Here is a 25,905-nt window from a genome sequence, read left to right as displayed (position 1 = left end):
TGATAACTGGCCCTTAACGCCAGCTATCACAACCGGGTTTACAGCGTTGAAGTTAACCAGCTTACTGCGTCAGCTTCACGCTCAACACGAAAGGTTTTGATCGGACATGGCGTGGCAACATTCACCAGTTTCACCGCATGATTCACCCACTTCACATCGCACACCACAGCAATTTTTTCAAAATCCCCCAAATGCTTAATGCCGAGTTTGGCATCATCAATCAGAGCCGCCGCTTCAAAGCCTTTGAATTGGCTACCCAGAACATACAAAAAGCGAACCTTCTCACCGTAGGCAAACGCTCGCTCTAATTCAGGACGAATAATGTCTTGATAGTCTGCTCGGGTTACTTCACCAACAGCTTCCATGGCTACTACGCCAGCCGGCATGTCGTCGCGGACAATAATCATGAGGGGCTCCGTCTAACTCATCGTACCAGTTGATTATGTACCCATACTAACGGCACACGTTATTTAAAATCAAATCTGTTTTAGCTTTAGTCAGAAGTTATCGCTTAGCTAGATTATTTCTGACTTCGGCCATCATCATCGTTGTAATCACTCACCCCACGGATCTCCATAAAAGCATGGGGATAGCTGATTTTCTCAAAACCAGCAGACTGATAGACTGACGGATCACCTGCGGTAATCAACAACCACTTTTGCAGCTGTGGTAGTTCGGGGCAATTAACGAATGCATTAACCATCCAACGCGCAATGCCTTGCCGACGAAATTTAGGTGCGACATAAACGTCTGCTAGGTACGCAAAGCTTGCGTAGTCGGTAATTAAACGAGCAAAGCCAATTTGCTGATGACGCGCATCGTCGGCAAAGACTGACACACACCACGAATGGGCAATCGCCGTCCGTAAAATGTCAGCTGGAATATTTTCACACCAGTACTGGCGCGAGAGTTTATCGTGTAACCAATCAAACTTTATTCGGCTAGGATCGGAGGTCAACACCATACCATTGCGTCGTTCAAATAAGCACGGCGGGCTAAAGGCCATTGCAATCATGATGGTTATACCGAATGAAAAGCACTGTGATAATGCAGTGTTTCACCTTGCTCAAAAAGCGGTACTTCGGCGGCCGGCGTCACACGTAACAAGAAGTACTCAGGTGGCAATTTGAACTCACATTTCAACCCATATTTGCTGGCAACATCAAAGCCAAAACGGCCATACAGCGAAGGTTCACCAACCAAGACTTGCCAAGGGGTCGCTGCTATCGTTTCAGAATCGAGTGCAGCCTGAATCAAATTCAAGCCAATCCCCTGCCCTTGATAACTGGGTAATACGCCAACGGGGCCTAACGCCACACCGGTGGGCAGCGACTTCGCTCGTTCTGATCCCGATAAGGTGACAGGGCTAAATGCGATGTGAGCAATAGGCTGATCATTGTCTGCCACAATCATCGACAACAATAGTTGTTGCTCGCGCCGCAACCGATGAACTAAGCGCCCTTCGTTATCGCGAGCGAACGCTTGCCGATGAATATTAATGATTGGATTATGATCTTCCGGTCGCTCGTGTTGCGTCACAAAACTCATTGGCGCCGTTGCCTCCAGTCAATATTTAAACTCGCCTCAATGCGAATTCATTCAAACGACTGATTTAGTTTTACCGGAGTTTATCCGGATCAACAAGTTAGCCTTCACGTTTAGCAAGGGGAAACAAACGATAAAAGTTTTGAGTTGTGATCCTTGCCAGCTCTTCGTAACTCACGCCTTTTAGCGTGGCAATATATTCCGCTACTTCTTTCACGTAACCGGGCTGATTGGGTTTTCCGCGGTATGGGACCGGCGCTAAATAAGGACTGTCGGTTTCAACCAGAATCCTATCGAGCGGCACAGCTTGCGCAACTTGGCGCAACTCTTCGGCATTTTTAAAGGTGATAATGCCACTGAAGGAAACATAAAAGCCAAGCGCCATGGCAGCCTCGGCCATTTCCAATGACTCCGTAAAACAATGCATCACACCACCGACTTGATCTGCACCTTCTTCTTTCAAGATAGCGATGGTATCGTCGCGGGCATCGCGGGTATGAATAATCAGTGGTTTATTACATTCTTTGGCAACGCGAATATGATCGCGAAACGATGCTTGCTGCACTGCAATCGTGTCTTTGGAGTAATAATAATCTAAGCCGGTTTCACCAACCGCCACAACGTCGTCACCAGCACAAAATGTCTGCAAGGTTTCAAATTGATACGGCTTTTCTAAATCGAGAGGATGAACACCGCAAGAGACCGAAACGTCGTCATACTTAGCAACAACATCGCGCATGCTTGGGAACTCATCTAACGTAACGCTGACGCACAACATGTGCTCAATGTCGCGCGAACGGGCGAACTGCACAATATCATCTAAGGTCTCGCCCTCTTTTAGCTTTAGGCGATTTAAGTGGCAATGGGAATCAACCAGCATGGAACACTCATTGGGTAGCAATTTCTATAAAGCCAAATGATACGTGTTTCAATGCCGCTAAGGTAGTTTTGATTATCGATAGATACAGTCACATAGTTGATTCGATCTGTTACCTCTTGGCCATTACAGCGAAAATTCAATCGCAGCAAATACCGAGCGGGGTCGGCTAGGAAAATATCGGTCGCCGCTAAAAGAGGTGTAATCGGCGCGCTCAGCGTAGCGTTCATCGAATAGGTTAAACATATTCAGCGATAGCGTAATCCCTTGCCAGTTAAGTGATGAATACAAGTTGAATAGCTCATGGCCATTGTATTTATGTAAGTTTTCAGCGTCCGTGTAATAAGATCCTTGGTACTGATACTCCAACTCAATACGCCCTTGCTCGCCAAGTTGATAACCCAATTGCAGATTGCCAAAATGACGCGGCGCGGAGTCAACATCGTTGTTATATATCTCAACGCCGTTAATGATTCGGTGATTTCGGTAGCGATGACGGCCATAATTCGCGACACCACGTATATCCCAGCGACTATTAAAGATGTAATGCAGTAATACTTCTGCGCCCTGACTGCGTACTTCCCCATCGGAAACATTGAAGTAATCAGAATCACGATAAATCACATTCTCCTTGTCCGCCCAATAACCGACAACTTCTGCCGCCAATTGACTCGTTGTCAGGCGATAGCCAAGTTGAGTTGATAACTGCTCCTCTGAGTCGAGATCGGCGACGGTTTGTTCCCGCTGCAAACGATACAACTCCGTTGCCTGCGGTGGTCGGAACGAATGCGACAGATTGAAATAAACTTGGCTCAACTCGCTGACTTCATACACGGCGCTGAATTTGGGCGAAAAATTGGTAAATGAATTGGTGTCATCTGCAGGGCGACTATAACGACAACCGCCAAAGCCACACTCGGTACCATCTTCTCGCGTTCGACCATCAAGCATGCGGTTGTTGTAATCGTATTCCATGTACTCAAGGCGAGCGCCTACCGCCAATGTAAGTAACTCTGTTGCTTGCCATGAAACATTCGCAAAACTAGCGAGCTGCAAGGCATCGACTTGATAATCGTATTGTTTACCGACAGGAATTGTTTCCTGCAAGAATTCCGAGCCTTCGGTCGGTTCAGCTTGGGTCTGCTTTAATTCGCCATCGGTCCATTCACCATCAATACCGGCTGTCCATTCGATGCTATCGCCAATCTGCGCGAGGTAAGCGCTCTGTATCCCCAAACTATGATGACGGTTTTGCTCCACAGGCGTACCCGGCAAAAAGTGCTGTAAAAACTCCATGTCGGTATAACGCGCGTAAGGAATGAGCGACCATTGACCGTCATTTTCATCTAGTTTGGTGAAATGCATGGCTGCGCGTAGCGATTGGGCATCGCGATATGCATCTGGGTTTGGATTGGTCTTACTCAGCGATTTCGATTCATAAGCTTTGTAGCCGGTAATATAACCGGCTGTATCTTGCTCTAGGTTGGTGCCACTAACCGTTGCGATGTAATCCCAGCCATCAATTTGGCTTTGGTGCTTAACATTAAACTTTTGCTGATCGTAGCCCGAGCTGTCGCGGTAACCACCGTCTGATGCGATCAAAGCATCAAATCGAATTGGAGCTTCTGCACCACCATTTGCCGAGTAAACGGCCCGCTTAAAATCATCTGCACCATATTCCAGCCGAGCCGATTGCGAAGGCTCTGAATCCAAAGCTGGGGTGACCACATTAATAACACCATTCATCGCATTGGCGCCGTATAGCACAGAATCTGGGCCACGAATGACATCAATCCGCTCAGCCAATTCGGTTGGCGCTTCAAATAATTCGTTGATATTACAAAAACCAGCGGCACGTATCGAAATACCATCAATCGCAGAGAGAATGCTGCCGCAGGCCCCAGCGCCTGTTAGCACAGGCGAGCGCACCGAGGGCAAATATTCTTGGCCATTGCCGCGGGCCAAATTAACCCCCGGCAAGCGGTTTAACGACTGTTGAATATGTTGGTGCTTGATTTGCGAAAGTACATCGTCACTGAGGGATATTTCATGCACACCACTTTGTTGCTGCAACACAAGATGGCGCGAGCCTTCAACAGTAATAACCTCAATGTTGTCGGCCTTATCTGCTGCGTAAACAGCTGTAGAATGGCCCAAAACCAGAAAAAATAAGGCTCGCCTTACTTGGCTCATTTGTTTCCCTTTCGCGCTTGTTATGACCGTTTCACTGCTACTCGATAAGGAAATAAATGAGCAGTGATCACAGCCGGAACTTTATTGTGTTTTATAGCAGCAGTACGGTAGCAAATTGAACTACGAGATTCGAGGCAGGATGGATTGAATAAAGGACTGCAGACGATATCGTTCGTATTGCCTGTCTTGAGTTTATCGAAAGGAACTTGTCGAAATATGAATGGTGGTTAGCTTTCCCATCGGTAACTCTAAGGAAACAGCTGAAATATTGCCCCCCCGCTCTTAAACATCGGTGTTTCCGCGGCAGAAGTAGCACATGGATGTGCTGTTTACGCACCTAAGGACGGATACCGTCCTTCCCTGGACATCGCCGCTCTTAAACATCCGTGTTTCCGCGGCAGAAGTAGCACATGGATGTGCTGTTTACGCACCTAAGGACGGATACCGCTCATCCCTGGACATCGCCGCTCTAAAACATCCGTGTTTCCGCGGCATACCGTCCATCCCTGGACATCGCCGCTCTTAAACATCCGTGTTTCCGCGGCATACCGTCCATCCCTGGACATAAAAAAGGGAGGCCAAGGCCTCCCATTTTTCAAAACTTAGCTTTTATTAGCTTACGCTAAAGCAGCTTTCGCTTTTTCAACCAACGCAGTGAAGGTTGATTTGTCAAAAACAGCAATATCAGCAAGGATCTTACGATCGATGTCAATGGAAGCTTTTTTCAGACCGTCAATAAAACGGCTGTAAGACAGACCATTTTGACGAGATGCCGCGTTGATACGGGCAATCCACAGTTGACGGAACTGACGCTTACGCTGACGACGGTCACGGTAAGCATATTGACCTGCTTTAGTAACCGCTTGGAAAGCTACGCGGTATACACGTGAACGTGCACCATAGTAACCTTTAGCTTGCTTCAGTACTTTTTTGTGACGCGCTCGGGCGATCACACCACGTTTAACTCGTGCCATCAGTCATTCCCCTTATGCGTACGGCAGCATACGCTGCACTTGTGCAACATCACATTTCTCAACTTGGTGCTTACCACGAAGCTGACGCTTACGCTTGGTGCTCTTTTTAGTCAAGATGTGACGCAGGTGAGACTGCTTGTGTTTAAATCCGCCGTTACCAGTACGCTTAAAACGTTTGGCAGCGCCTTTGTTGGTCTTCAATTTAGGCATTGAATACAACTCCGCATTGTTAGTAAAAAAAATAGTCATTAAGGCGAATAAAAGCGGCCCGTCCGAAAACGAGCCGCTTCGATTACTTGTAGGCCCTAATTACCGCTTAGTTGGGGCGAGTACCATTACCATTTGGCGGCCTTCAACACGATTCGGGAACGATTCGCATTGAGCCAGTTCTTCCAAATCGGTTTTGATGCGATTCAAAAGATCGATGCCAAGGTTTTGGTGGGCCATTTCACGACCGCGAAAACGCAGTGTGACTTTGGCTTTATCACCCCCTTCAAGAAAGCGACGCAGGTTGCGCAGTTTTACCTGGTAATCGCCTTCGTCAGTTCCAGGACGGAATTTAACTTCCTTAACCTGAATCTGTTTTTGCTTCTTCTTCTGCTCTTTAAGAGACTTGCTCTTTTCGTAGAGGAATTTACCGTAGTCCATTACTCGGCATACTGGTGGCTCAGCATTTGGGCTGATTTCCACCAAATCCATACCGGCGTCTTCTGCAACGGTCATTGCTTCTTGCAACGTCACGATGCCCAATTGGTCGCCTTCTGGACCGGTTAAACGAACTTCTTGTGCACGAATGTGCTCATTAATCCGATGCGCGGCCTGCTGTTGCTGGCCTCTTCTTCCACCTTTAATAGGTTATTCCTCCACAGAATCAGAACTCTTGTCGGCTACGTCTTTCGCCAACAAGTCGATAAAATCGTCCACTTTGAGTTTTCCAAGGTCTTTACCGCGGCGAGTGCGCACAGCGACTTCACCTTCTTCGACCTCTTTATCACCAACAACCAGTAAATATGGCACGCGGCGCAAAGTGTGCTCGCGGATTTTAAAGCCAATCTTCTCATTTCTCAAGTCAGAAATAGCACGGAAGCCTGCTGAATTGAGTTTTTGAACGACAGAATTCACATAATCGGCTTGATTATCAGTGATATTCATTACTACAGCTTGTTTTGGCGCCAACCACGTTGGGAACAATCCAGCGTATTCTTCAATCAAAATGGCAATAAAACGTTCCAATGAACCCAGAATCGCACGGTGGATCATCACAGGAACCGCACGTTCGTTATCTTCGGTGACGTACGAAGCCCCTAAACGGCCCGGCATAGAGAAGTCGAGCTGGATGGTGCCGCACTGCCATGCGCGATCTAAGCAATCATGCAAGGTGAACTCAATTTTCGGCCCGTAGAAAGCGCCTTCGCCTGGCTGAACATCAAACTCAATATCATTAGCTTGAAGCGCAGCATCAAGCGCAGCTTCCGCTTTGTCCCAAATCTCATCTGAGCCAACCCGTTGTTCAGGGCGAGTTGAGAGTTTGACAACGATATCTTTAAAACCAAACGTGGAATACGTGTCGTAAACCATCTTAATGCACGAACTAACTTCATCTTGAATTTGTGCTTCAGTACAGAAGATGTGTGCATCGTCTTGGGTAAAGCCACGAACACGCATTAGACCGTGTAGCGAGCCACTTGGTTCATTACGGTGACAACAACCAAACTCAGCCATGCGCAGCGGCAAGTCACGGTATGACTTCAAGCCTTGGTTGAAGATTTGAACGTGGCCAGGGCAGTTCATTGGCTTAACCGCATATTCGCGGTTTTCCGATTGCGTCGTGAACATGTTCTCAGCGTACTTGTCCCAATGACCAGATTTCTCCCATAAGGAGCGATCCATCATTAACGGGCCTTTCACTTCCTGATAGTCATATTCACGCAGTTTTTGCAGGATGAAGCCTTCCAACTCGCGGAAAATAGTCCAGCCATCGTTATGCCAGAACGCCATACCCGGCGCATCTTCTTGCATGTGGAATAAGTCCAACTGCTTACCGATTTTACGGTGGTCACGTTTGGCTGCTTCTTCTAAGCGAGTTAAGTGAGCTTTCAGTTGTTTTTTATCAGCCCATGCTGTGCCATAAAGGCGTTGCAGCATTTTGTTGTCACTGTTACCGCGCCAATACGCGCCAGCAACGCTCATCAATTTGAAGTGATGGCAGAATTTCATGTTCGGTACGTGTGGGCCACGACACATATCGATGTATTCTTCGTGATGATATAAGCCTGGACGGTCGTCTTTACTGACGTTCTCATCCAAAATTTCCATCTTGTAGGTTTCACCACGAGCTTCAAACGTATCGCGCGCTTCTTGCCAGCTCATCACTTTTTTCACGACGTCATAGTTGGTTTTAGCCAACTTCAACATGTGCTTCTCAAGCGCAACCAAGTCTTCTTCGGTAATTGGCTCTTCACGATCAACATCGTAATAGAAACCTTTATCGATGGTTGGGCCAATCGCCATTTTGGTATCAGGCCATAATTGCTTGATAGCGTGCCCTAACAGGTGAGCACACGAGTGACGAATAATTTCCAAGCCATCTTCATCACGAGCCGTGATGATTTCAATGTTGGCATCTTCGGTAATGAGATCGACCGCATCGACCCGCTCACCGTTAACACGGCCAGCAATACAGGCTTTTGCCAAACCAGGACCAATATCCATGGCGACGTCTAAAATTGATACAGCGTTATCGAAGGCGCGTTGAGAGCCATCAGGAAGAGTAATAACAGGCATGTGTTTTCCTACAATACAGTGGTGACCCATACCAAGGGCCACTTGCTAAGTGCCACTATCAAGACTGATGGTCTTATTACCAGCACGAAAAATTTGAAATAAAAAAGCCCACAAAGGGGCCGTATATAAATACTTCGCTATGTCCGTTACCAATCGGACTGGCGCAATAATAAAGGATCAGGGCGCTGGAGCCAAGCGAATGACACCAGCGAAATCAGTTATTACCGTTTGTTTTTTAACCTATCGTCAATATTAGCCCTACATCGCCACTGGGGATTTAAAAAAAACAAGCTAACTTTTTGAACAAGTTGATGTTTTAGGACTACGCTTAAACGCCTATACCGAAACCTAAGTTTGCTCAAGGAGAAAGCATTATGACCTCGACGGTATGTTCCCTCAGACGATTATTCATTAGCTTCATCGCATTATTACCGATCATGTTTAGCTCGTTTAGCCACGCGGCAAGCCCTGTGCTCGATCGAGTACTTGACCGCGGTGTGGTCAAAGTTGCCATGACCGGCGATCAACCACCGTTTAATATGATTAGTCGTAGTGGCCGTTTCATTGGTTACGATGTGGATCTTGCGCAATCATTGGCCAACGCCATGAACGTTGAATTAGAGATCGTCAAAGTACCGTTTCCTGAACTTATCAGCGCCATCGAAGCGGGTCGCGCCGATATGATTATTTCAGGTATGTCGATCACCTCATTGCGCTCTAAGTCGGTGAGCTTTGTCGAGCCCTACATGATGGCGGGTAAATCACTCGTATCCACCGAAGAACGAATGATGCAGCTAGAGCAAGATGGCGGCTTTAATCGCCTTGGCATCAAAGTCGCGGCGCTATCAAACTCCACCAGCAAAACGATGGTGCAACTCAATATGCCAAAAGCCGAAGTGGTTGGTATTTCAAACTACGAAGAAGGCTTAAAGCTAATCCGCGAGCGCAAGGTAGATGCGCTGTTTGCTGATATGGCCATGTGTAAACTCGCCGTTTTACGTAATCCAAGTGATAACTTTGTTACGTTGAAGAAACCACTTTCGATGGAGCCCGTCGCAGTGGCAGTGCCCCATGGCGACCTTCACTTTTTCAATTTAGTACGCAACTTCATGGTCTCTTATGATCGTGTAGGCTTGCCAGATCGCCTTCATGCCAAATGGTTTGAAAACGGTGAATGGCTGGCACAATTGCCCTAGGTTTGAGCAGCAAATTGCATAAACATTTAGATAAAAAGAGCGGGCGCTTGCGCCCGCTTCGCTTTGCTAAAGCTTGAAGCACTGATCTTGGCTGGTTAGACTGATGTAACCGTCGCTAATGCAGGTCGCCATGAGCCCTACTAAAAATCACGACCAACTTCACCTCTTTGATGCCCCCAACCCATGCCAAGGAATTTGCCAGACGGGTGATAGAGGCTATTGCATTGGTTGCTTTCGCAAGCGAGAAGAACGTTTTAGCTGGCAACAGTTCAGCGATGCAGAAAAGCTCTATGTGTTGAAACTATGCGACCAACGTAAGAAGCGTGCGTTAAAGAAACAAGCCGACACCGGCAATACGACACCTACCGATGCCAACCTTCCGGGCAGCAGCGACAGTCTGTTTTAGCCGCAATAAGCGTCGTTAAACGAACCATCCACCTTCAGCAAGCCCAAACCATTACGTCGATAAAGCACCGTTGATTTTTTCTGTGATGGCTAGTTTTTCCGAATCGTCCGCTAAATAGCGCAAGGAAAAATTAATAAAGTCGCTATCGGCAAGTGGCTTACTAAAGAAGTAACCTTGAATCGCATCACAATTGAATTGAGCTAGCACATCTAATTGCGGCTGAGATTCAACGCCTTCCGCCAACACTGACAAGTTCAAGTTTTTAGCTAGCTGACAAAGGCTCAAGACGATCGCTTGGTCATCAGTACTGACATCAATCGATTGGATAAAGCTGCGGTCAATTTTAAGCTTATCGACAGGGAATTGTTTGAGGTAAGAAAGTGATGAGTAACCCGTACCAAAGTCATCAATTGCCAAAGACACGCCCAATTGCTTGAGCTCTTGCAGCATTTTCATGCCGCCATCTTCGTTATCCATGATGGTGCTTTCGGTAATTTCCAATTCAATGGATGACGGCGGTAACTGATACGTTTCCAATACTTGGTTAACGCGCTCAACAAAACCTTCCTGCATAAACTGACGCGGCGAAATATTAATCGCAATCACCAAATCAGTCAGACCTAGCTCCCGATAGTGCGCTGTCATTTGGCACGCGCGATCCAGTACCCAATCACCAATTTCTAAGATCAGCCCGGATTCCTCGGCAACCGGTATAAACTCAGCCGGTGACACGAATTTGCCATTGGTCTGCCAGCGCAACAATGCCTCGCCACCAATTAATCGACGGCCATCGGCAGACAATTGCGGCTGCATCACTAACGTGAGTTCATCGCGAGCAATGGCATGTTCTAGATTGCGCGCTAATTCAACGCGACGCGCATGGGCCTGGCCAACAGTCACATCAAAGTAACTTACGTCGTTGCCACCACTACGCAGCGCTTGGTCTACCGCAATTTTGGCATCCAACAGCAAGTCGGTTCCGGTGCGCTGCTGAGGAGCATGTTCAGTGACACCAACTTGAACTTGGATACGCATTTGGCCGAGTTGAGTGGCAATTGGGTGACGGAAACACTCGACAATGCGCTGCGTCAGATATTGTAGCTCTGAGCTATTGGCTAAATGTTGAACGATTAAAGCAAAGCTTCCATCGGCAATGTGGTAAAGCTCGGCCTTCATCGATTTTTGTTCGATCGCCTCGTTAAAGATTCGTTTAAGGCTATGCATAACACCATCAACACAGGCACTTGCGCCATTTAGCCCATAGTGACCTTGTAGTTGGCCCATTTGCGCCACTTCAACAAGAACCAACGTCAGGCCTTGCCCTTCCCTGATTAGCTCGCCAATGTCGTCGTTGAATCGTGGACGGTTGTATAAGCCTGATTGATCGTTTCGGTACGCTTTTTCCAACAATTGAAGTTGCGCGCGTTTTTGCGTGGTGATGTCTTTTAGGTGGACATCAAACGCCGCTAAGTCTTCTAACCAGTGCACCTCGTAACTAAAGTAGCGATCGCCAATCTGATGCTCGTAGCGGTGGCTTTTACTGTTATCTGTGCGCGCATCAAACAGCTGCTGGCCAATGCTGCCGGATAGCAACGCCAATGGCTCGGCTACCGTCGGTAATCTATCAAGCAACTTGAAAGTGGCGGGGTTTTGATAGAGCGGCTGGCCTGATTCATCAAGGCTCAACACCGGATTTGGATTACGCTCAGCAAACATTGCCAGCCGTTCATTGGTGCTACTTAACAGCAAATATCGCTTAATGTAAGAACCAAGAGCAAACGCGAAAATCAGCACCACCACGCCATATACAATCACCACAATGAGCAATTCGCTAACTTGGCCCAGTGTATCTTGTGCACCTTGATTTACTTCACCGCCAATCCTGGCTTCAAGTGCACTAAGCGCTGGCAACACCGCTCTTCTGCCGTCACTAATAACGCGCAGCTGAGCCCGAGAGAGATCCCAATCGATAGAGCGACCATCTAGATTTTCATGTAATGCGTTGGATTCCTTAATAACGATATCTAATTGCTGATGAATGGGGGCAACAGCGTCTTCACCGGCATACATCGCAAGCATGCCAAGCGCCTCTTTCAATTCACTCTGACGCGGCACGGCGGCATCCGTAAACAGCGTTGTGTCGACCGTTGCATAATATTCATAAAGCAATCGTTCGTGCTCACCGAACAAGCGATCGATGGTGCGGCTCACTTCAAGAATGGGAAGTTGATTTTGGATAAGACGATTCGATGTATTTTTGACCTGACCAACACTCCAGTTCACATAGAGAGTCAGCGCAACGCCAAGGGCTAGAACTAGCACATAAATCAGGTTCGCTCGTCTATTTAGGTGAGTCGTATTGATTAACATTCCATGAGCCATGTTGGGTTCCACGTATTGGACTAGACAGAGTCAAAACTACTTTTATTTCATTTGCGTGCAAATTAAATTCGCAGATTTGAGGGATCTGAGCTAGCGGCTAAAGCGATGCGCCATCAAACTGCTCGGTGGGTAAGCTCAGTGGTTCAATGTCATCAATACACGCCAAGTTCACCCGATAATGCCCTGGCTGGCGCATGGTTTGGTGGAATGGATAGATGCCGCAAACACGACAAAAGTGGTGATGAGCAACTTGGTTGCCAAATTGGTAATCCGCAAGCGCGTCGTTTTTCACCACAATGCGCAACTGCTCTGGCGATAATGCAAAAGTCGACATGACCGCACTTTTACGACGGCACATAGAGCAATTACAACGTAAGCCAATCGCGATAGGTTCGCTTTCAAAGCTAAAGGTAATGGCACCGCAATGACAACGTCCAGAATAGGTCTTCATGATTTACCTCGTTACATGTTCTTCATGGTTAGTATCCAGCCGAACGGACAGCAGGCTATAGCTTAGTTTATTTGAGAGAGCAGATCCGGCGGGCTACAAAGCAGAGGTATGTTGAAACGTTCGCTGTCAGCAACAACAGCGATCAACGATAACAAGAATGAAGACAAGCAATGAGGTAGACGGTTGGCCGCAGTGAAACGTTAGCCCGAGAGTTGGCTGTTACTCTTGATAGTATTCGAGGTAATACTCCTCAAGTAACCGAGGCGCATCATGGTGGCGCTGTAACAATTCCTGCCGTTGTAACATTAACGCTTCTTCACTTTTAAGTTGAGTCGCAAACCCCGCGCTAATGAGCAATCCACAGGCAAAAAGCAATGCCGCAATTGCAAACATGATTATTCCTCCAAGGGCTAGGCTCCACTGACCTAACCCTTCAAGCAGCGTTAAGTGACAGGCGCTACATTAAGCCGCAGGTTCTAAATCATAAAAAGAACCCACAGATCGAGTATTACTGTGGGTGGTGATGACCACTTCTTCATTTAATAAGTTCAGGGCTTTGGCTTGCATCATCGGACGCAGTTGTTGCCAATCTTCCCCGTTCATAACGATTCGTTCGTTTTGGTTATTGACGATAATTAGCTCTGCGCTCGTCACGGTGACGGCCGATAAAGTACCAAAGTTGTGCTTAGATGCTCTGTTCATGTTGACGCTCTCTCAGGAAAAAGTAATTGCTATGGTTTGCAGATGTTCTATCCATGTTCATCGCGCTACTTCAACGCCTGACCTAATGGGCGGTGAAGAAATAATGCCACGCAACTTTGCCCTGCTAGTTTGAACCGAAACTGAACGAACTTAGCTTGCGGTCAGATTCTTTCAATATTGTTACTTTGAGCTTTTAATTCGACAAAATAATAAATTAATTCAAGCTGTTTAATAACGGCCATTAGACATCCGACCAGTCAAACTGGTACCTTTATTGAGAACTTTCATTAACGAATAAACTAGATGCATATCGATCAATTACTGGCAACGGTTGATGAGCAAGCTGCCCAGCCGGTCACTCGGATGAGCATAGCTGCAGGCTGGGGTCAGGGTCGCACGGTATTTGGCGGCATCACGGCAGCATTAGCATTCCGAGCCATCGAAAAGCGCTTGGCCGCACCACGAGTATTGCGCTCCTTAACCACCAACTTTGTTGGCCCATTGGCGAGCGAACAAGAATTTGAAATCAATGTCGATATTTTGCGAGAAGGCCGCAGCGCCACTCAGGCGCTTGCGAGTATTGTTCAAAACGGCAAAACCACAACGGTTTGTCAGGCATGCTTTGGCGATGCTAGACCTTCGAAAATTGCTGTACAAGATCAGCGCAGCCACCACATGCCACAACCAGCCAAAGCCAACTTCTTACCCCAAATTCCGAAAGTAACGCCCAAATTTCTCCGCCATATTGATTTAGCAAAACAAGAAGGCGGCTGGCCTTTTACTGGCAAGCGCCATCATACGATTGGCGGTTGGATGCGCTTCAAACAACCACCCGCCAACATTTCCGATGCCCACCTGATCGCTTTAATTGATGCTTGGCCACCAACCATATTACAAATGCTGAAGTGGCCAGCGCCAGCTAGCACCATGAGTTGGAACTTAGAGTTCATTCATCCGCATCGGCCTGTCAGCGGTGAGAATTGGTTTGCCTACCAAGCACTGACTCGGCAGGCTTCCGACGGCTATGGTCATACGGAAGCCGATATCTATGACAGTTATGGTGAGCTGGTGGCAATTAGCCGACAAGTTGTTGCTATCTTTGACTGAACAAAATTGAGAATCATTCGTAAAAAATTGACCTTAGTAAAGGTTGCGTAGCAAGATAAGCTTGATTACCTCTTTAGCAGGTTGATTCATGGCAACCTCAGCAACGTTTTAGGGACATTTATGATGCGCAGTTTTCTAGCCCTGTTATGCCTGCTTAGCACATGGGCACACGCAACCACAGGGCCGCAGCAACACCCTCACATCGAAGTTGAGCTCATCACTGAATATGCAACGTGGCAACCTGGCAGCACACAATGGATTGGGGTTGCCATGCGCCCCGAACATCACTGGCATACCTATTGGAAAAACCCGGGCGATAGCGGGCTAGCCACGCAGCTCACTTTTACCAGCAATGAACCTGAATTAAGTTTTGGCGATATCCAGTGGCCAACACCAGAGCGAATCGTGGTGTCGGACATTACTAACTTCGGTTATGACGGCGACTCTCTGTTAATGGTGCCAGTCCAAGTACCATTAAATATCAGTGAACAGACATTACGCGAAGGGCTCACCATCCAGTTATCCGCGTCTTGGTTAGTGTGTAAAGAAAGTTGTATCCCGGGCAATGGCGAGTTTGAGTTGGTGATGCCCCTTGCTACAGCGCCATCGGACGAGCTGACTGAATTTGCAAACTTATTTGCCACCACCCGACAAGTTGTTCCGGTAAACCAAACCGAATTAGCGCTACGGTACGATTTAGCGCTCAATGATGCCAATCAAATCACGTTCCAGCTTTCTGCTGCCGGTTCAGATGCGGCTAACTACGATTTATTTGCCGCCGATGAAACCTTATTGGCAGCGTCTTCAGCGCCAGTGTGGCAAAAAGGCACGGCGCCAGATGGCTCGCGTTGGTGGCAAGCCAACCTCCAGACCAGCGAATACTTTTATCAATTACCAACATCAACCGACATAGTGCTGCGCATTGACGATGTTGATGGCGTAAAAGGAATTGCTTTTGACGCGAAACAGGCAACCTTACCAAAATTAACGTTTACTGCTTCCAGCGACACTGTTAGCAATAGTGAGCATTCCATTATTGTGCTGGCACTCATGGCGTTTGTTGGCGGTATGTTGTTGAATTTAATGCCATGCGTTTTTCCAGTGTTGTCATTAAAAGCGCTGAGTTTGGTGAAGTTGTCAGGGAAAGAAAGTCATCAAGCTAGGCGTCATGGTTATCTATATGCCACCGGTATATTGCTGTCCTTATTTGTGCTTGGTCTCGCGCTCAGCGGTTTAAAACAAGCTGGTAATGCCATCGGCTGGGGCTTTCAATTACAAGATCCTTGGTTCTTGTCGATATTGACGCTGGTGATGGTGCTCATGGCCGCCAGCTTACTCGGCGCATTTGAAGTGGCCGGTAGCTGGATGTCTGTTGGTAGCGAGCGGTTGTCCAAGGGAGATGATACTGCCTCACTGCTGTCTGGTTGCTTGGCTGTTGTCGTTGCCAGCCCGTGTATGACGCCATTAATGGCACCCGCTCTGGGCGTGGCGCTGACCTTACCATTTGTCAGTATGCTGTTCATTTTAATGGCGCTGGGCCTTGGTTTAGCGCTGCCGATTTTAGTACTCACCTTCTGGCCTGCGCTGATCTCAAAAATGCCCAAACCAGGGCCTTGGCTGGAAACGTTTAAGCAAGCCTTGGCATTCCCGCTGTTACTGACCGCCATTTGGTTACTCTGGCTGTTACAACAGCATGATCCAAATATCGTCTTACTGTTATTGCTGTTGCTACTGTTGGTTGCCTTTTGTTGGTGGCTCAAAACTCGCAATTACCCTCGCTTGGCAGCCATTGTCTTTGCTGCAACCATTGCCGTACCGGGAATTTGGTATCTGCAACCCGGCGCACAAGAGTCACGCTTGGCTGACGTTGCCACACCCTATTCGCCAGAACAGTTAGCGCAGCTATTGGCAGCGAATGAACCGGTATTTATCAACATGACCGCAGATTGGTGTTTAACCTGCAAAGTTAATGAACGAGTCACCTTTAGCGATGCACAGGTGAGTGAAGCATTTAGCCAACATGGCGTGCACTATATGGTGGGCGACTGGACGCATCGAGACGAGCAAATCAGCCGTTACCTCGATCAGTTTCAGCACGCGGGCGTTCCTTTGTATGTGCTATATAACCATGAAGGGCAAACGCAAGTGTTGCCGCAGTTATTGACACCGGCTGGCGTCATCGAACAATTAGATAAAACCTTAGCGAACTAAAAGAAAGCGGCTTTGCCGCGCCATCACAACCAAACTAGAAAAGGAACAAGCAATGCTGAATTCGAAATCTATATATCGTGGGCTTGTCGCTGCTCTATCCATCAGCTTTTGGCTGACCGCTCAAGCGGCCGTCAAGCCAAACCAAATGGCGCCAGATTTTGCCTTACCATCATCCAATGGCGAAACAATTTCGTTGAGTGACTACAAAGGTAAATACGTCATTCTGGAGTGGACCAATCACGACTGCCCATTTGTGAAAAAGCACTATAGCGGCGGCAACATGCAAGGGTTGCAGAAACAATATACGGGCCAAGATGTGGTGTGGTTATCCATAATTTCATCTGCGCCAGGCAAGCAAGGTTATGTCGATGCCACCGCAGCAAACATGCTAACAACCAGCCGAGAAGCCGCCCCAACGCACGTGTTATTTGATGGTGATGGTCAAGTTGGTAAAACGTACGGTGCTAAAACAACGCCGCATATGTACATCATCAAACCTGATGGCATGCTGGCTTACATTGGCGCCATCGACAGCATTAAATCAACCGATCCGGCCGATATTGCTAGAGCAACAAACTATGTCACGCAAGCAATGAATGAGTTAGAAGCGGGTCAAGCCGTGTCTAAACCGCTCACCAAACCTTACGGCTGCTCCGTTAAATATTAATGAATTCAGCGTGCACTTAACCGTGCACGCTGCCAACAAACTCGATAGACTGCAGCCATTATTCTCAGTGATTTGTCCTCATGGCCACGTTGTTAGTCATTTCAAATACGGTGTCTATTTCCGACTGGGAAGTCGACATAACCGCCATTCGGGCACAAGGAGCCGGCGGTCAAAACGTCAATAAAGTTTCGTCGGCCATCCATTTACGGTTTGACATCCAGCGCTCTAGCTTGCCTGCTTTTTATAAAGAACGCTTACTCAAAAGCAATGATCAGCGGATCACCAAAGATGGCCAGCTGATCATCAAAGCACAGCAATTTCGAACCCAACAACAAAATAAAGAAGACGCCCTCGCGCGCCTCAAAACGTTCATTATTGAAGCCACTCGCCCGATTAAATCACGCAAAGCCACTAAACCAACGCGAGCATCAAAACAACGTCGACTACAGCAAAAGTCACAGCGTAGTGAAGTGAAGAGCATGCGCAAGCAGATCCGCTATTAGCCATCGATAAAAATGAAGAAATATTCTTACAGTAAGTCATCAAACCGTTAATCATGTGAAACGATATTCACAGGCGATCAACGTCTCAATTTTCATCCAAATGTAACCAAGTTGTTATTATTCTATGTCGCAATCCAGCGTAAAAATTGTGAATTGAGCTCTATGACAATGTTGCAGTATGTACTCATTTTCTTTATCGCCCTGTATTGCCTTCCAACATCGGCAAGCTCAGTTTCACAGCAGTTGCGGCAACAATATATTCAACAGGCCAGCGACAAATCGAAACAAGGTAAATGGCATCAAGTGCTATTGGTTTATCCGCAAAGCACAAGGTTGTCTCAAGAGCAAAACGTATATATTGATATTGGCTTGTATCAATTACATGGAGTTGCGAGCCAGTTAGCGGCACCACAGCCAGCCCTATGCACATTAACTCGGCCACAAGCGCTGGCTTTAATTCCGTCCGAGCCGCGTTAAATGCCGTTAACCAAAAGCACAATGGCTCATTTGGCTTGGCTTTCAATCAACAACGAACTCAAAAATACCACCGTTTATCTCAACAGCTAATGCAATAGAAATGCTGGTATTTTTATGCCGATACTTGTGCCGATTCTTGGCAAAAAATCCCCTTAGAATCGGGGTAGCACGAGTTGTTTCATTTGAAACACAACATTTAAGTGTTGCCTCACACTTCTGAATATTAAGTCTGTTTACCAATTGATCTAGATCAATTAGCACTTAGCGCTGCACCGAGACAATTTCCATGCACCTACATAAAACACACTTAACAATTACAAATGGATAACAATATGAAAAAAACCATTATTGCTGCAGCTGTAACCTTGGCCACTTTCGGTTTAGCCACCCCAGCGCTTGCGCACCAAGCCGGCGACATTTTGGTTCGTGGTGGTATTGTTCACGTCTCTCCTGATGACAGTTCAGGTTACGTTTCGGTCGATAGTCTTGGCGAAACAGGCATGACTGTCGGCGTTGATAGCAATACCCAAATCGGCTTGAACTTTGTCTACATGTATGACGATAACTGGGGCATTGAATTGTTAGCCGCCACCCCGTTTACGCATGACGTCAACTTGCAAAACTCTGAGTTAGGCCTCGGTGATGGCACCTTAGCTGAAGTGAGTCATTTGCCGCCTACACTGTCGGTTCAATACTATTTTGGCCAAGCTGATTCTGTGTTTCGCCCATACCTTGGCGCAGGCTTAAATTACACCGTATTCTTTGATGAAAGTTTTAAAGGTAGCCGTAAAGAGCAAGGGTTTAATTCGCTCGATCTTGACAGCTCATTTGGCTGGGCGGTTCAAGTTGGTATGGACTATAAGATAAATGAGAGCTGGCATTTAAACGGTCAGATCCGATATATCGACATCTCAACCGACGCCGAATTCAAAGTGGGCGATCTCGATTCCAAAGTTAGTGTGGATATTGATCCGTTCGTCTACATGATTAGCGCTGGCTATAGCTTCTAAACTAGTTTTCCATAAAAAAAGCCGCCTCAAATAAGGCGGCTTTTTTGTATGTTATTTTCGCGCGACTATTTATTTTTCGACTAAATCAGATGGAATATCTTGTTGGTGCGTTTGCCACAACATACCACTCTGACGACCATAGTCACGCACCGCTACCACAGCATCATTGTGACGCTTCGCTAGGGTGATCTCTTTTAGGTTCTTATAAAATTCGCGAGCGGCTTCTCGGCTATCGGGGTAGCTAAAGTGATGACCACCAATGCGCATTGATAAGTTTCTAAAGCCATTCAAGATCAACACATAAATTGGGTTGCCCGATTCGCGCGCCATTAACTGATGCAACTCATAGTCAGCGTTTGCAAATGCGTCGCCTTCGTCAGCGGTGTTCAGCGCTTCTTCAAGACCAGCTAAAATCGCTTCTGGCGCAGCTTTAATTGCTGCTCGCATATAGATAGCTGAAATATTAGTGCGCGCAGAAAGCAGGTGACGTACCAAATCTGGCATGCCGTCCTGATCTAACCGTGCCAACGTCATGAGGATGTTTAAGCCTGACGTTTCCCAGAAGTTGTTCACGCGAGTCGGCTTACCATGTTGAATGGTGATCCAGCCATCTTGCTTGAGGCGTTGCAACACTTCTCGGAGAGTGGTTCGAGTGACACCAATTAATTCAGATAACTCGCGTTCAGCAGGCAAAATAGTGCCAGGAGGAAAACGATTGTTCCAAATTGAGCGGACAATATATTCTTCAGCGAATTCTGCGGGATTCTTTGCCTGGATGACGCCCTCGTCATCCATACTTCCCCGGCGATCTAAATGAGACAAGCCAACTCTACCCATGTCAGTAAAAAAACGACTCATCATACCAGAGCCACCATTGTTGCAACAAGCAAACATCGCAACACTTTTTTAATGAAATAAAGTTGAACGATATTTAACCGTTACGTGATCTAACTTAACTATTTATGTTGAAAAATTACGAAAATTAAACCGGTTTATTAAAAGTATGGGATAGAATCAAACAACCCCGCGATTCACACACATTGAACAATTGTAGGATAAAGTTAACTATGGCTAGTTCTGTTCAAAAGGCCTTTTTCGCAAATTTCCTGGGCAATGCTCCGCTCTGGTATAAGCAGGCCATCATTCTATTTTTAGTTGTTAACCCCATCGTAGCCAGCATTGATCCGTTCATTGCCGGTTGGCTATTAATTGCTGAGTTTATTTTCACCTTAGCAATGGCTCTCAAATGTTATCCACTGCAACCCGGCGGCTTGCTGGCGATGGAAGCAGTGTTCTTAGGGTTAGCTTCTCCCGAAGTCGTGATGCACGAAATTTCAGCCAATATTGAAGTAATTTTATTGCTGATCTTTATGGTTGCTGGCATTTATTTTATGAAGCAGCTGTTGTTGTATATTTTCACGAAGCTGCTCGTTAAAGTTCGTTCTAAAGCCCTCCTCTCTTTATCATTCTGTTTCGCTTCTGCGTTTTTATCAGCCTTCTTAGACGCGCTGACGGTTATTGCGGTGGTTATTGCTGTTGCAACCGGCTTCTATGCGATTTATCACAAAGTCGCATCCGGTAAACCGACAGATCACGACCATGACCACACCTCAGATGATGAACTCAAACAACAGCACCGTGACGAATTAGAAGAGTTTCGAGCCTTCTTACGTAACTTGATGATGCATGCCGGTGTTGGTACTGCATTGGGTGGTGTTTGTACTCAGGTTGGTGAGCCGCAAAATTTAATTATTGCCGCTGCCGCACAGTGGGATTTCATTGAGTTCTTTTTACGGATGTCGGCCATTACCATGCCAACACTCGTTGCAGGTCTCATCACTTGTTTCGCCTTAGAGAAATTGGGCTGGTTCGGTTACGGCGCAAAACTGCCAACCGCAGTTCACACGATTCTTGCCGATTTCGATGCGAAAAGTGACCGCGAACGCACTGCAAAAGATCGTGCTGCGTTAATCGTTCAAGGGCTTGTTGGTCTTTGGTTAGTGATTGCATTGGCGATGCACTTAGCTGCAGTTGGCTTAATTGGTTTGTCGATTATCGTTCTGGCTACAGCCTTCACAGGTATTGTTGAAGAGCATCGCTTGGGCCACGCATTTGAAGAAGCCTTGCCGTTTACAGCCTTGTTGACCGTGTTCTTCGCAATTGTTGCCGTAATCATTCAGCAAGATTTGTTTGCCCCAGTCATCCAATATGTATTGTCGTTTGATGGTCGTGAGCAGCTCTTTGGTGTGTTTGTTGCCAACGGCTTGTTATCAATGATTAGTGATAACGTGTTCGTCGGTACTGTGTATATCTCTGAAATGGTCGATGCCCTGAAAGAAGGCGCGATTGACCAAGACCAATTCTTCTTATTGGCGGTAGCGATTAATACCGGTACCAACCTACCGAGTGTTGCAACTCCGAATGGTCAGGCTGCCTTCTTGTTCTTGTTGACCTCAGCGGTCGCGCCATTGATTCGATTGTCATACGGTCGCATGGTGTGGATGGCCTTGCCTTACACCATCGTATTGATCATCGTCAGCTTGATTGCCACCGAGTTGTTCTTGATGCCGGTCACCGACTGGATGTATAACGCCGGTTGGCTTAGCCACCACAACATCCTTGAAGCTGCAACAAGTGCTGGCGGTGGTCACCACTAAATTCAACGATATTAAGAAATTAAAAAGCTTCCTTCGGGAAGCTTTTTTTATGTCTGCCTTTTCGCGCCAACGCTCATAATCGAAATATTGCATACGACTTTATGTGACATTCATCGTATATTCAGCTTTGTTCTATTACTATTACACTGAATCCACAATGGAAACCTGTGAAGGATCGTGAATGCAAAACTCGAACATTATGAACTTCCTGAAGCTCGAATCGGCAGGCGGCATTATATTGGTCATCGCAACAGTGCTTGCACTGATTGTTGCCAATTCGCCGCTTGCAGGGCTACGCGAAGGTTTTTTGGCCATGCCTTTGGCCATTCAAATTGGCCACCTAGACATTTCTAAGCCACTACTTTTGTGGATTAACGATGGCCTGATGGCGATCTTCTTTTTACATGTAGGGCTGGAATTAAAGCGTGAATTTCTTGAAGGCGAACTGAACGAGCCTTCTAAAATTATTATGCCTGCATTTGCTGCAATCGGCGGTATCGTCGTCCCTTCTGGCATCTATGCGGCAATGAATTGGGGTGATCCTAATGCAATTGGCGGCTGGGCAATCCCAGCAGCAACCGACATTGCTTTCGCTCTGGGTGTGCTGGGCTTACTTGGCAAGCGCGTGCCGCTCGCATTGAAAATTTTCTTACTGTCGTTGGCTATCCTCGACGACATCGGCGCGATATTGATCATTGCCCTGTTTTACAGTGGCGATCTATCCACCACAGCATTCGTTGTTGCTGGCGTGTCACTCGCAGCGCTCTTTGGCTTAAACAGGATGAAAGTGGTCAATTCGTCCATTTATTTGACCATTGGTTTTATTCTTTGGTGGGCGGTACTCAAGTCCGGCGTGCACGCAACGTTAGCTGGTGTGGTATTGGCATTCTTTATTCCCATGCGCGATCCGAAAAATCCAGATTATTCGCCCGCAAAAGAGCTTGAACACAACCTGCACCACACCGTTGCCTTTATTATTTTGCCGATTTTCGCATTCTCTAATGCGGGGCTACCGCTACTCGGCTTGACCTTAGAGCAGACCCTACACCCTGTGCCGGTAGGCATTGCTATGGGTCTGGTGCTTGGTAAGCCTATCGGGATCATGTTGTTTAGCTGGCTATCAACAGTGATTGGTGGCGCCAAACTGCCAGACAACGTTTGCTGGAAACAGATTTTCGGCGCCTCGGTTCTGTGCGGTATCGGCTTCACCATGAGCCTATTTATCAGCTCACTGGCATTTGAAGCAGGTGAAATCGTCTATGATTTCGACGAACGCTTAGGAATTTTGCTGGGCTCGCTGGTTGCTGCAATCGCCGGCTACATGATCTTGAATAAAGTTCTGCCGAAGACGCCCGCTACCAGCGATAGCTAAACTAAAGCGCACTGCACTGGAGATGTTGGTAATGATCACGAATTTCAGCGCAGGCGCACCCCGCATCGGAGCCGTGCGTTAACGCCTCAAATGCAATCCAAAATTGCTGCGCATAGTCGTCTAGTTCAATTAAGACTTCATGCGCAGCTGGTTTTTCTGGCTTGTCCTGAATCTGCCACAAGCAGCAATTTGCAAGTTCATCGCATACCTGTTGTTGCGCATCAAACGTCACCACCTTGTCACTCGATGCGCCAACGATAATGACCGGCGCTTTCACCTTGTCCAAATTCCCCATAGTGTCGGCCATGGAATTGAAGGCCTCTTTAACCCAACCGACCGTGGGACAACCTAGCCCCAAATGGTGTCGAGGGTTGTTCGCTAAACTTTGTTCAACCCAACAACTCGCTTGTGCCAAGTGATTTAAGTTGTTGGAGTACAGCAACGCCTGATTAGGCTTCTCTGGCAAGCTAACGGTACCTTTTAAAATCCCTTCGCATGCATTCTCGTCGAGATAGCTTTGCCAAACAGGCTCGGTACCCGGCGCACACGAACGGCCCCAACCGGCCCAATTTAGAAATCCTGCAAATTGTCGGCTTGCCCATGAATTGGCACTCACCCCCATCATTGGCGACGAGAACTGAGCTCGGTCGAACACATGAGGGTATTGGTTCATGTAGCGCAGCCCTAAATGCCCGCCCATCGAATGCCCTAACAGTAGGGTTAAACCGGGATGCGTTTCCGGTTTAACAATGTCTTGGACAAACACATGCAGATCGGCAATGAACGTCTCAAAATCATCAATATGGCCCAGCTCTGAGTGACTTAACACTCGCTCAGATAACCCCTGCCCGCGCCAATCAAAGGTATAAACATCAAAACCACGCGTCAGTAGTTCGGTATAGGCCGGTATATTCTTTTCAATAAATTCGGTACGACCAGAAAGGAAGACAACCAGGCCTTGGCGTGGCTGTTGGGTATGCCATACGCCATAGCGAATGGCTGCTCCATTCATTTCTTTGACTTTTAATTCACTCGGAATGGGGGCGTTCGGCGCATAAATTTTAACGTGGTCGATAAAAGCTTGGCGAGAACCATCGTATGCCCCTGCTGAGGCCGTAAAGCAGTAACCAAAACTAACAACTGTGGCCAACGCCACCATCGTTTGGATAAACCGAGTCATTTTTAATTCCCAGAAGTAATACAAATCGGACTAGCTGGAATAATGCATTGTTGTTCCACCATAGCCAATTGATCTGGCGTCATAAACTCAGATAAGTTTTCCAATAGTTGATGATTTTTGTCTTGCTCGTTCACAATTGAGGCTTGCTCGTCCTTTAAAAACGGTTGGCGACGAGACTCACTAACCAAATAAATAAATCGAGAGCGTTCAGGTTCTTCTAGACCCACTTTGTCAGCGAGTTCCATGAGGTCACGGTGGGGATTTGGCCATAAAATAATGGCCACAATAATGCTCACAAGAATACCGAGCACAATGGCAAAAGAGGTTTTACTATCAGTCTGTTCCAATGACATGCACGCACCGTTCCTTGGTGAGGTTTGCAATAGTTATCGATAACAAATAATACATAAATCATAGGGTCACGCTACCTTCAACATCACGGATCGTTATAATAGCCCCACCAGAAGTAATGGAAGTTTGTCGTGAATAACGTTGATCAGCAGGAAATTAGTAAATTTGAAGCTTTAGCCGCCACTTGGTGGGATCCGCAAGGCCAATCCAAGCCGTTGCATCAGATCAACCCTCTGCGCAGCCAATTTATTGAGCTGCATAGCCAAGGCGTTGCCGGTAAACAACTATTAGATGTTGGTTGCGGTGGCGGCCTGCTGTCAGAGAGTATGGCAAGAGCTGGCGCCGAAGTTACAGCCATAGACATGGCTGCGGCATCAATCCAAGTTGCCAAGCTTCACGCATTAGAATCACAGCTCACAATTAACTATCAACAACAAACGGCTGAGCAACTAGCGGCAGAACAAACCGCAACCTACGATGTCATCACCTGTATGGAAATGCTCGAGCACGTGCCTTCTCCGCAGTCAGTCATTGCGGCCTGCGAGCACATGTTAAAGCCCGGTGGTTGGTTATTTTTGTCAACACTGAATCGCACCAAACGCAGTTACTTAATGGCGATTGTTGGTGCCGAACAAGTGCTAAATTGGTTACCTAAAGGCACCCATGATCACAGCAAGTTCATCAAACCTTCTGAGTTAATGGCCATGACCGATGAATTGGGCCTATTTAGCCGCGCCATTTCTGGATTCCGCTATAACCCGTTGACTGACCGCTTCAGTCTTCATAGCGATGTATCCGTTAATTATATGGTTGCGTGCCAAAAGCCTGCATAATAGTTGCGCCCACATGCCCTATAGAGA

General features: G+C 47.1%; 27 protein-coding genes. 11 read left to right on the top strand and 16 right to left on the bottom strand.

The window, feature by feature from the left end; genetic code table 11:
- Positions 1–38: 38 nt before the first annotated feature.
- The 9 genes from K0504_RS03720 to thrS all read right to left on the bottom strand — a co-directional run bounded on the left by K0504_RS03720 (position 39) and on the right by thrS (position 8,373).
- Positions 39–407, bottom strand: coding sequence for a SpoIIAA family protein (locus K0504_RS03720; RefSeq protein ID WP_220102822.1), 369 nt, complete (start codon positions 405–407; stop codon positions 39–41).
- Between the two features lie 113 nt (positions 408–520).
- Positions 521–1,015, bottom strand: coding sequence for a GNAT family N-acetyltransferase (locus K0504_RS03715; protein ID WP_220102821.1), 495 nt, complete (start codon positions 1,013–1,015; stop codon positions 521–523).
- Positions 1,016–1,020: 5 nt separating this feature from the next.
- On the bottom strand, positions 1,021–1,548 hold the full coding sequence (locus K0504_RS03710; protein ID WP_220102820.1) for a GNAT family N-acetyltransferase: 528 nt from the start codon (positions 1,546–1,548) through the stop codon (positions 1,021–1,023).
- Positions 1,549–1,645: 97 nt separating this feature from the next.
- A complete protein-coding gene (locus K0504_RS03705) occupies positions 1,646–2,425 on the bottom strand; it encodes a TatD family hydrolase (protein WP_220102819.1) in 780 nt (259 codons plus the stop codon).
- A 123-nt stretch (positions 2,426–2,548) separates the two neighbouring features.
- Complete coding sequence (locus K0504_RS03700; RefSeq protein WP_220102818.1) at positions 2,549–4,615, bottom strand: TonB-dependent receptor; 2,067 nt, start codon at positions 4,613–4,615, stop codon at positions 2,549–2,551.
- 617 nt (positions 4,616–5,232) lie between these two features.
- Complete coding sequence (rplT, locus tag K0504_RS03695; RefSeq protein WP_220102817.1) at positions 5,233–5,589, bottom strand: 50S ribosomal protein L20; 357 nt, start codon at positions 5,587–5,589, stop codon at positions 5,233–5,235.
- A gap of 12 nt (positions 5,590–5,601) precedes the next feature.
- A complete protein-coding gene (gene rpmI, locus K0504_RS03690) occupies positions 5,602–5,799 on the bottom strand; it encodes a 50S ribosomal protein L35 (RefSeq protein ID WP_087504852.1) in 198 nt (65 codons plus the stop codon).
- A gap of 99 nt (positions 5,800–5,898) precedes the next feature.
- Positions 5,899–6,441 (bottom strand): translation initiation factor IF-3, encoded by a 543-nt coding sequence (gene infC / locus K0504_RS03685; RefSeq protein WP_220103041.1) that lies wholly within the window; start codon positions 6,439–6,441, stop codon positions 5,899–5,901.
- Between the two features lie 3 nt (positions 6,442–6,444).
- Positions 6,445–8,373 carry a threonine--tRNA ligase gene (thrS, locus tag K0504_RS03680; protein ID WP_220102816.1) on the bottom strand — a complete coding sequence of 643 codons (1,929 nt, stop codon included), beginning with the start codon at positions 8,371–8,373 and terminating at the stop codon, positions 6,445–6,447.
- A 374-nt stretch (positions 8,374–8,747) separates the two neighbouring features.
- On the opposite strand from thrS, the gene K0504_RS03675 reads away from it, so the two are divergent.
- Positions 8,748–9,569 (top strand): transporter substrate-binding domain-containing protein, encoded by an 822-nt coding sequence (locus K0504_RS03675; RefSeq protein WP_220102815.1) that lies wholly within the window; start codon positions 8,748–8,750, stop codon positions 9,567–9,569.
- A 130-nt stretch (positions 9,570–9,699) separates the two neighbouring features.
- A complete protein-coding gene (locus K0504_RS03670; RefSeq protein ID WP_220102814.1) occupies positions 9,700–9,975 on the top strand; it encodes a DUF1289 domain-containing protein in 276 nt (91 codons plus the stop codon).
- 51 nt (positions 9,976–10,026) lie between these two features.
- Here the strand turns inward: K0504_RS03670 and K0504_RS03665 are convergent, their stop codons facing one another.
- The 4 genes from K0504_RS03665 to K0504_RS03650 form a co-directional block, all read right to left on the bottom strand.
- Entirely contained in the window at positions 10,027–12,357 is a 2,331-nt protein-coding gene (locus tag K0504_RS03665; RefSeq protein ID WP_220102813.1) for a putative bifunctional diguanylate cyclase/phosphodiesterase, read from the bottom strand.
- A gap of 97 nt (positions 12,358–12,454) precedes the next feature.
- Positions 12,455–12,808 carry a GFA family protein gene (locus K0504_RS03660; protein WP_220102812.1) on the bottom strand — a complete coding sequence of 118 codons (354 nt, stop codon included), beginning with the start codon at positions 12,806–12,808 and terminating at the stop codon, positions 12,455–12,457.
- A gap of 219 nt (positions 12,809–13,027) precedes the next feature.
- A complete protein-coding gene (locus K0504_RS03655; RefSeq protein WP_220102811.1) occupies positions 13,028–13,201 on the bottom strand; it encodes a hypothetical protein in 174 nt (57 codons plus the stop codon).
- Positions 13,202–13,270: 69 nt separating this feature from the next.
- On the bottom strand, positions 13,271–13,510 hold the full coding sequence (locus K0504_RS03650) for a hypothetical protein (RefSeq protein ID WP_220102810.1): 240 nt from the start codon (positions 13,508–13,510) through the stop codon (positions 13,271–13,273).
- Between the two features lie 303 nt (positions 13,511–13,813).
- Here K0504_RS03650 and K0504_RS03645 point away from each other — a divergent pair, with 303 nt between their 5' ends.
- From K0504_RS03645 to K0504_RS03620, 6 genes are all read left to right on the top strand, one after another.
- Positions 13,814–14,617, top strand: coding sequence for an acyl-CoA thioesterase (locus tag K0504_RS03645; RefSeq protein WP_220102809.1), 804 nt, complete (start codon positions 13,814–13,816; stop codon positions 14,615–14,617).
- Positions 14,618–14,737: 120 nt separating this feature from the next.
- Positions 14,738–16,828 carry a protein-disulfide reductase DsbD family protein gene (locus K0504_RS03640; protein WP_220102808.1) on the top strand — a complete coding sequence of 697 codons (2,091 nt, stop codon included), beginning with the start codon at positions 14,738–14,740 and terminating at the stop codon, positions 16,826–16,828.
- Between the two features lie 52 nt (positions 16,829–16,880).
- Positions 16,881–17,495: a thioredoxin family protein gene (locus K0504_RS03635; protein ID WP_220102807.1), complete on the top strand. Its 615-nt coding sequence runs from the start codon at positions 16,881–16,883 to the stop codon at positions 17,493–17,495.
- Between the two features lie 89 nt (positions 17,496–17,584).
- On the top strand, positions 17,585–17,998 hold the full coding sequence (gene arfB, locus K0504_RS03630; RefSeq protein WP_220103040.1) for an alternative ribosome rescue aminoacyl-tRNA hydrolase ArfB: 414 nt from the start codon (positions 17,585–17,587) through the stop codon (positions 17,996–17,998).
- A 162-nt stretch (positions 17,999–18,160) separates the two neighbouring features.
- The gene (locus K0504_RS03625; RefSeq protein WP_220102806.1) at positions 18,161–18,475 is read left to right on the top strand and encodes a hypothetical protein; all 315 of its coding nucleotides are present in this window, start codon (positions 18,161–18,163) and stop codon (positions 18,473–18,475) included.
- Between the two features lie 332 nt (positions 18,476–18,807).
- Complete coding sequence (locus tag K0504_RS03620) at positions 18,808–19,485, top strand: OmpW family outer membrane protein (RefSeq protein ID WP_220102805.1); 678 nt, start codon at positions 18,808–18,810, stop codon at positions 19,483–19,485.
- 69 nt (positions 19,486–19,554) lie between these two features.
- Here the strand turns inward: K0504_RS03620 and fadR are convergent, their stop codons facing one another.
- Complete coding sequence (gene fadR, locus K0504_RS03615) at positions 19,555–20,280, bottom strand: fatty acid metabolism transcriptional regulator FadR (protein WP_220103039.1); 726 nt, start codon at positions 20,278–20,280, stop codon at positions 19,555–19,557.
- Positions 20,281–20,552: 272 nt separating this feature from the next.
- Here fadR and nhaB point away from each other — a divergent pair, with 272 nt between their 5' ends.
- Both nhaB and nhaA read left to right on the top strand, forming a co-directional pair.
- Positions 20,553–22,142: a sodium/proton antiporter NhaB gene (nhaB, locus tag K0504_RS03610; RefSeq protein ID WP_220102804.1), complete on the top strand. Its 1,590-nt coding sequence runs from the start codon at positions 20,553–20,555 to the stop codon at positions 22,140–22,142.
- A gap of 181 nt (positions 22,143–22,323) precedes the next feature.
- Complete coding sequence (nhaA, locus tag K0504_RS03605) at positions 22,324–23,514, top strand: Na+/H+ antiporter NhaA (RefSeq protein ID WP_220102803.1); 1,191 nt, start codon at positions 22,324–22,326, stop codon at positions 23,512–23,514.
- A 1-nt stretch (position 23,515) separates the two neighbouring features.
- Here nhaA and K0504_RS03600 read toward each other — a convergent pair whose 3' ends face one another.
- Both K0504_RS03600 and K0504_RS03595 read right to left on the bottom strand, forming a co-directional pair.
- The gene (locus K0504_RS03600; protein WP_220102802.1) at positions 23,516–24,694 is read right to left on the bottom strand and encodes an alpha/beta fold hydrolase; all 1,179 of its coding nucleotides are present in this window, start codon (positions 24,692–24,694) and stop codon (positions 23,516–23,518) included.
- Between the two features lie 2 nt (positions 24,695–24,696).
- Positions 24,697–25,047, bottom strand: coding sequence for a hypothetical protein (locus K0504_RS03595; RefSeq protein WP_220102801.1), 351 nt, complete (start codon positions 25,045–25,047; stop codon positions 24,697–24,699).
- Between the two features lie 129 nt (positions 25,048–25,176).
- Between K0504_RS03595 and ubiG the strand changes: the two genes are divergently transcribed.
- Positions 25,177–25,878: a bifunctional 2-polyprenyl-6-hydroxyphenol methylase/3-demethylubiquinol 3-O-methyltransferase UbiG gene (ubiG, locus tag K0504_RS03590; RefSeq protein ID WP_220102800.1), complete on the top strand. Its 702-nt coding sequence runs from the start codon at positions 25,177–25,179 to the stop codon at positions 25,876–25,878.
- Positions 25,879–25,905: the final 27 nt, after the last annotated feature.

This window comes from Neiella holothuriorum, from assembly GCF_019457915.1.
In the GTDB taxonomy this organism is placed as follows: Bacteria; Pseudomonadota; Gammaproteobacteria; order Enterobacterales; family Neiellaceae; genus Neiella; species Neiella holothuriorum.
This window is presented reverse-complemented; position numbering and strand designations above follow the sequence as displayed.

What these genes read in the sequence shown, in the direction of transcription:
- K0504_RS03620 (WP_220102805.1), top strand. Translation starts at nt 18,808, where the DNA reads ATGAAAAAAACCATTATTGCTGCAGCTGTAACCTTGGCCACTTTCGGT.
- K0504_RS03595 (WP_220102801.1), bottom strand. Translation starts at nt 25,047, where the DNA reads ATGTCATTGGAACAGACTGATAGTAAAACCTCTTTTGCCATTGTGCTC.
- K0504_RS03700 (WP_220102818.1), bottom strand. Translation starts at nt 4,615, where the DNA reads ATGAGCCAAGTAAGGCGAGCCTTATTTTTTCTGGTTTTGGGCCATTCT.
- K0504_RS03660 (WP_220102812.1), bottom strand. Translation starts at nt 12,808, where the DNA reads ATGAAGACCTATTCTGGACGTTGTCATTGCGGTGCCATTACCTTTAGC.
- K0504_RS03670 (WP_220102814.1), top strand. Translation starts at nt 9,700, where the DNA reads ATGAGCCCTACTAAAAATCACGACCAACTTCACCTCTTTGATGCCCCC.
- K0504_RS03720 (WP_220102822.1), bottom strand. Translation starts at nt 407, where the DNA reads ATGATTATTGTCCGCGACGACATGCCGGCTGGCGTAGTAGCCATGGAA.
- K0504_RS03635 (WP_220102807.1), top strand. Translation starts at nt 16,881, where the DNA reads ATGCTGAATTCGAAATCTATATATCGTGGGCTTGTCGCTGCTCTATCC.
- nhaA (WP_220102803.1), top strand. Translation starts at nt 22,324, where the DNA reads ATGCAAAACTCGAACATTATGAACTTCCTGAAGCTCGAATCGGCAGGC.
- rpmI (WP_087504852.1), bottom strand. Translation starts at nt 5,799, where the DNA reads ATGCCTAAATTGAAGACCAACAAAGGCGCTGCCAAACGTTTTAAGCGT.
- K0504_RS03710 (WP_220102820.1), bottom strand. Translation starts at nt 1,548, where the DNA reads ATGAGTTTTGTGACGCAACACGAGCGACCGGAAGATCATAATCCAATC.
- K0504_RS03715 (WP_220102821.1), bottom strand. Translation starts at nt 1,015, where the DNA reads ATGATTGCAATGGCCTTTAGCCCGCCGTGCTTATTTGAACGACGCAAT.
- K0504_RS03640 (WP_220102808.1), top strand. Translation starts at nt 14,738, where the DNA reads ATGATGCGCAGTTTTCTAGCCCTGTTATGCCTGCTTAGCACATGGGCA.
- K0504_RS03600 (WP_220102802.1), bottom strand. Translation starts at nt 24,694, where the DNA reads ATGACTCGGTTTATCCAAACGATGGTGGCGTTGGCCACAGTTGTTAGT.
- K0504_RS03675 (WP_220102815.1), top strand. Translation starts at nt 8,748, where the DNA reads ATGACCTCGACGGTATGTTCCCTCAGACGATTATTCATTAGCTTCATC.
- K0504_RS03705 (WP_220102819.1), bottom strand. Translation starts at nt 2,425, where the DNA reads ATGCTGGTTGATTCCCATTGCCACTTAAATCGCCTAAAGCTAAAAGAG.
- K0504_RS03645 (WP_220102809.1), top strand. Translation starts at nt 13,814, where the DNA reads ATGCATATCGATCAATTACTGGCAACGGTTGATGAGCAAGCTGCCCAG.
- K0504_RS03655 (WP_220102811.1), bottom strand. Translation starts at nt 13,201, where the DNA reads ATGTTTGCAATTGCGGCATTGCTTTTTGCCTGTGGATTGCTCATTAGC.
- K0504_RS03665 (WP_220102813.1), bottom strand. Translation starts at nt 12,357, where the DNA reads ATGGCTCATGGAATGTTAATCAATACGACTCACCTAAATAGACGAGCG.
- thrS (WP_220102816.1), bottom strand. Translation starts at nt 8,373, where the DNA reads ATGCCTGTTATTACTCTTCCTGATGGCTCTCAACGCGCCTTCGATAAC.
- K0504_RS03625 (WP_220102806.1), top strand. Translation starts at nt 18,161, where the DNA reads ATGACAATGTTGCAGTATGTACTCATTTTCTTTATCGCCCTGTATTGC.
- nhaB (WP_220102804.1), top strand. Translation starts at nt 20,553, where the DNA reads ATGGCTAGTTCTGTTCAAAAGGCCTTTTTCGCAAATTTCCTGGGCAAT.
- rplT (WP_220102817.1), bottom strand. Translation starts at nt 5,589, where the DNA reads ATGGCACGAGTTAAACGTGGTGTGATCGCCCGAGCGCGTCACAAAAAA.
- K0504_RS03650 (WP_220102810.1), bottom strand. Translation starts at nt 13,510, where the DNA reads ATGAACAGAGCATCTAAGCACAACTTTGGTACTTTATCGGCCGTCACC.
- fadR (WP_220103039.1), bottom strand. Translation starts at nt 20,280, where the DNA reads ATGGATGACGAGGGCGTCATCCAGGCAAAGAATCCCGCAGAATTCGCT.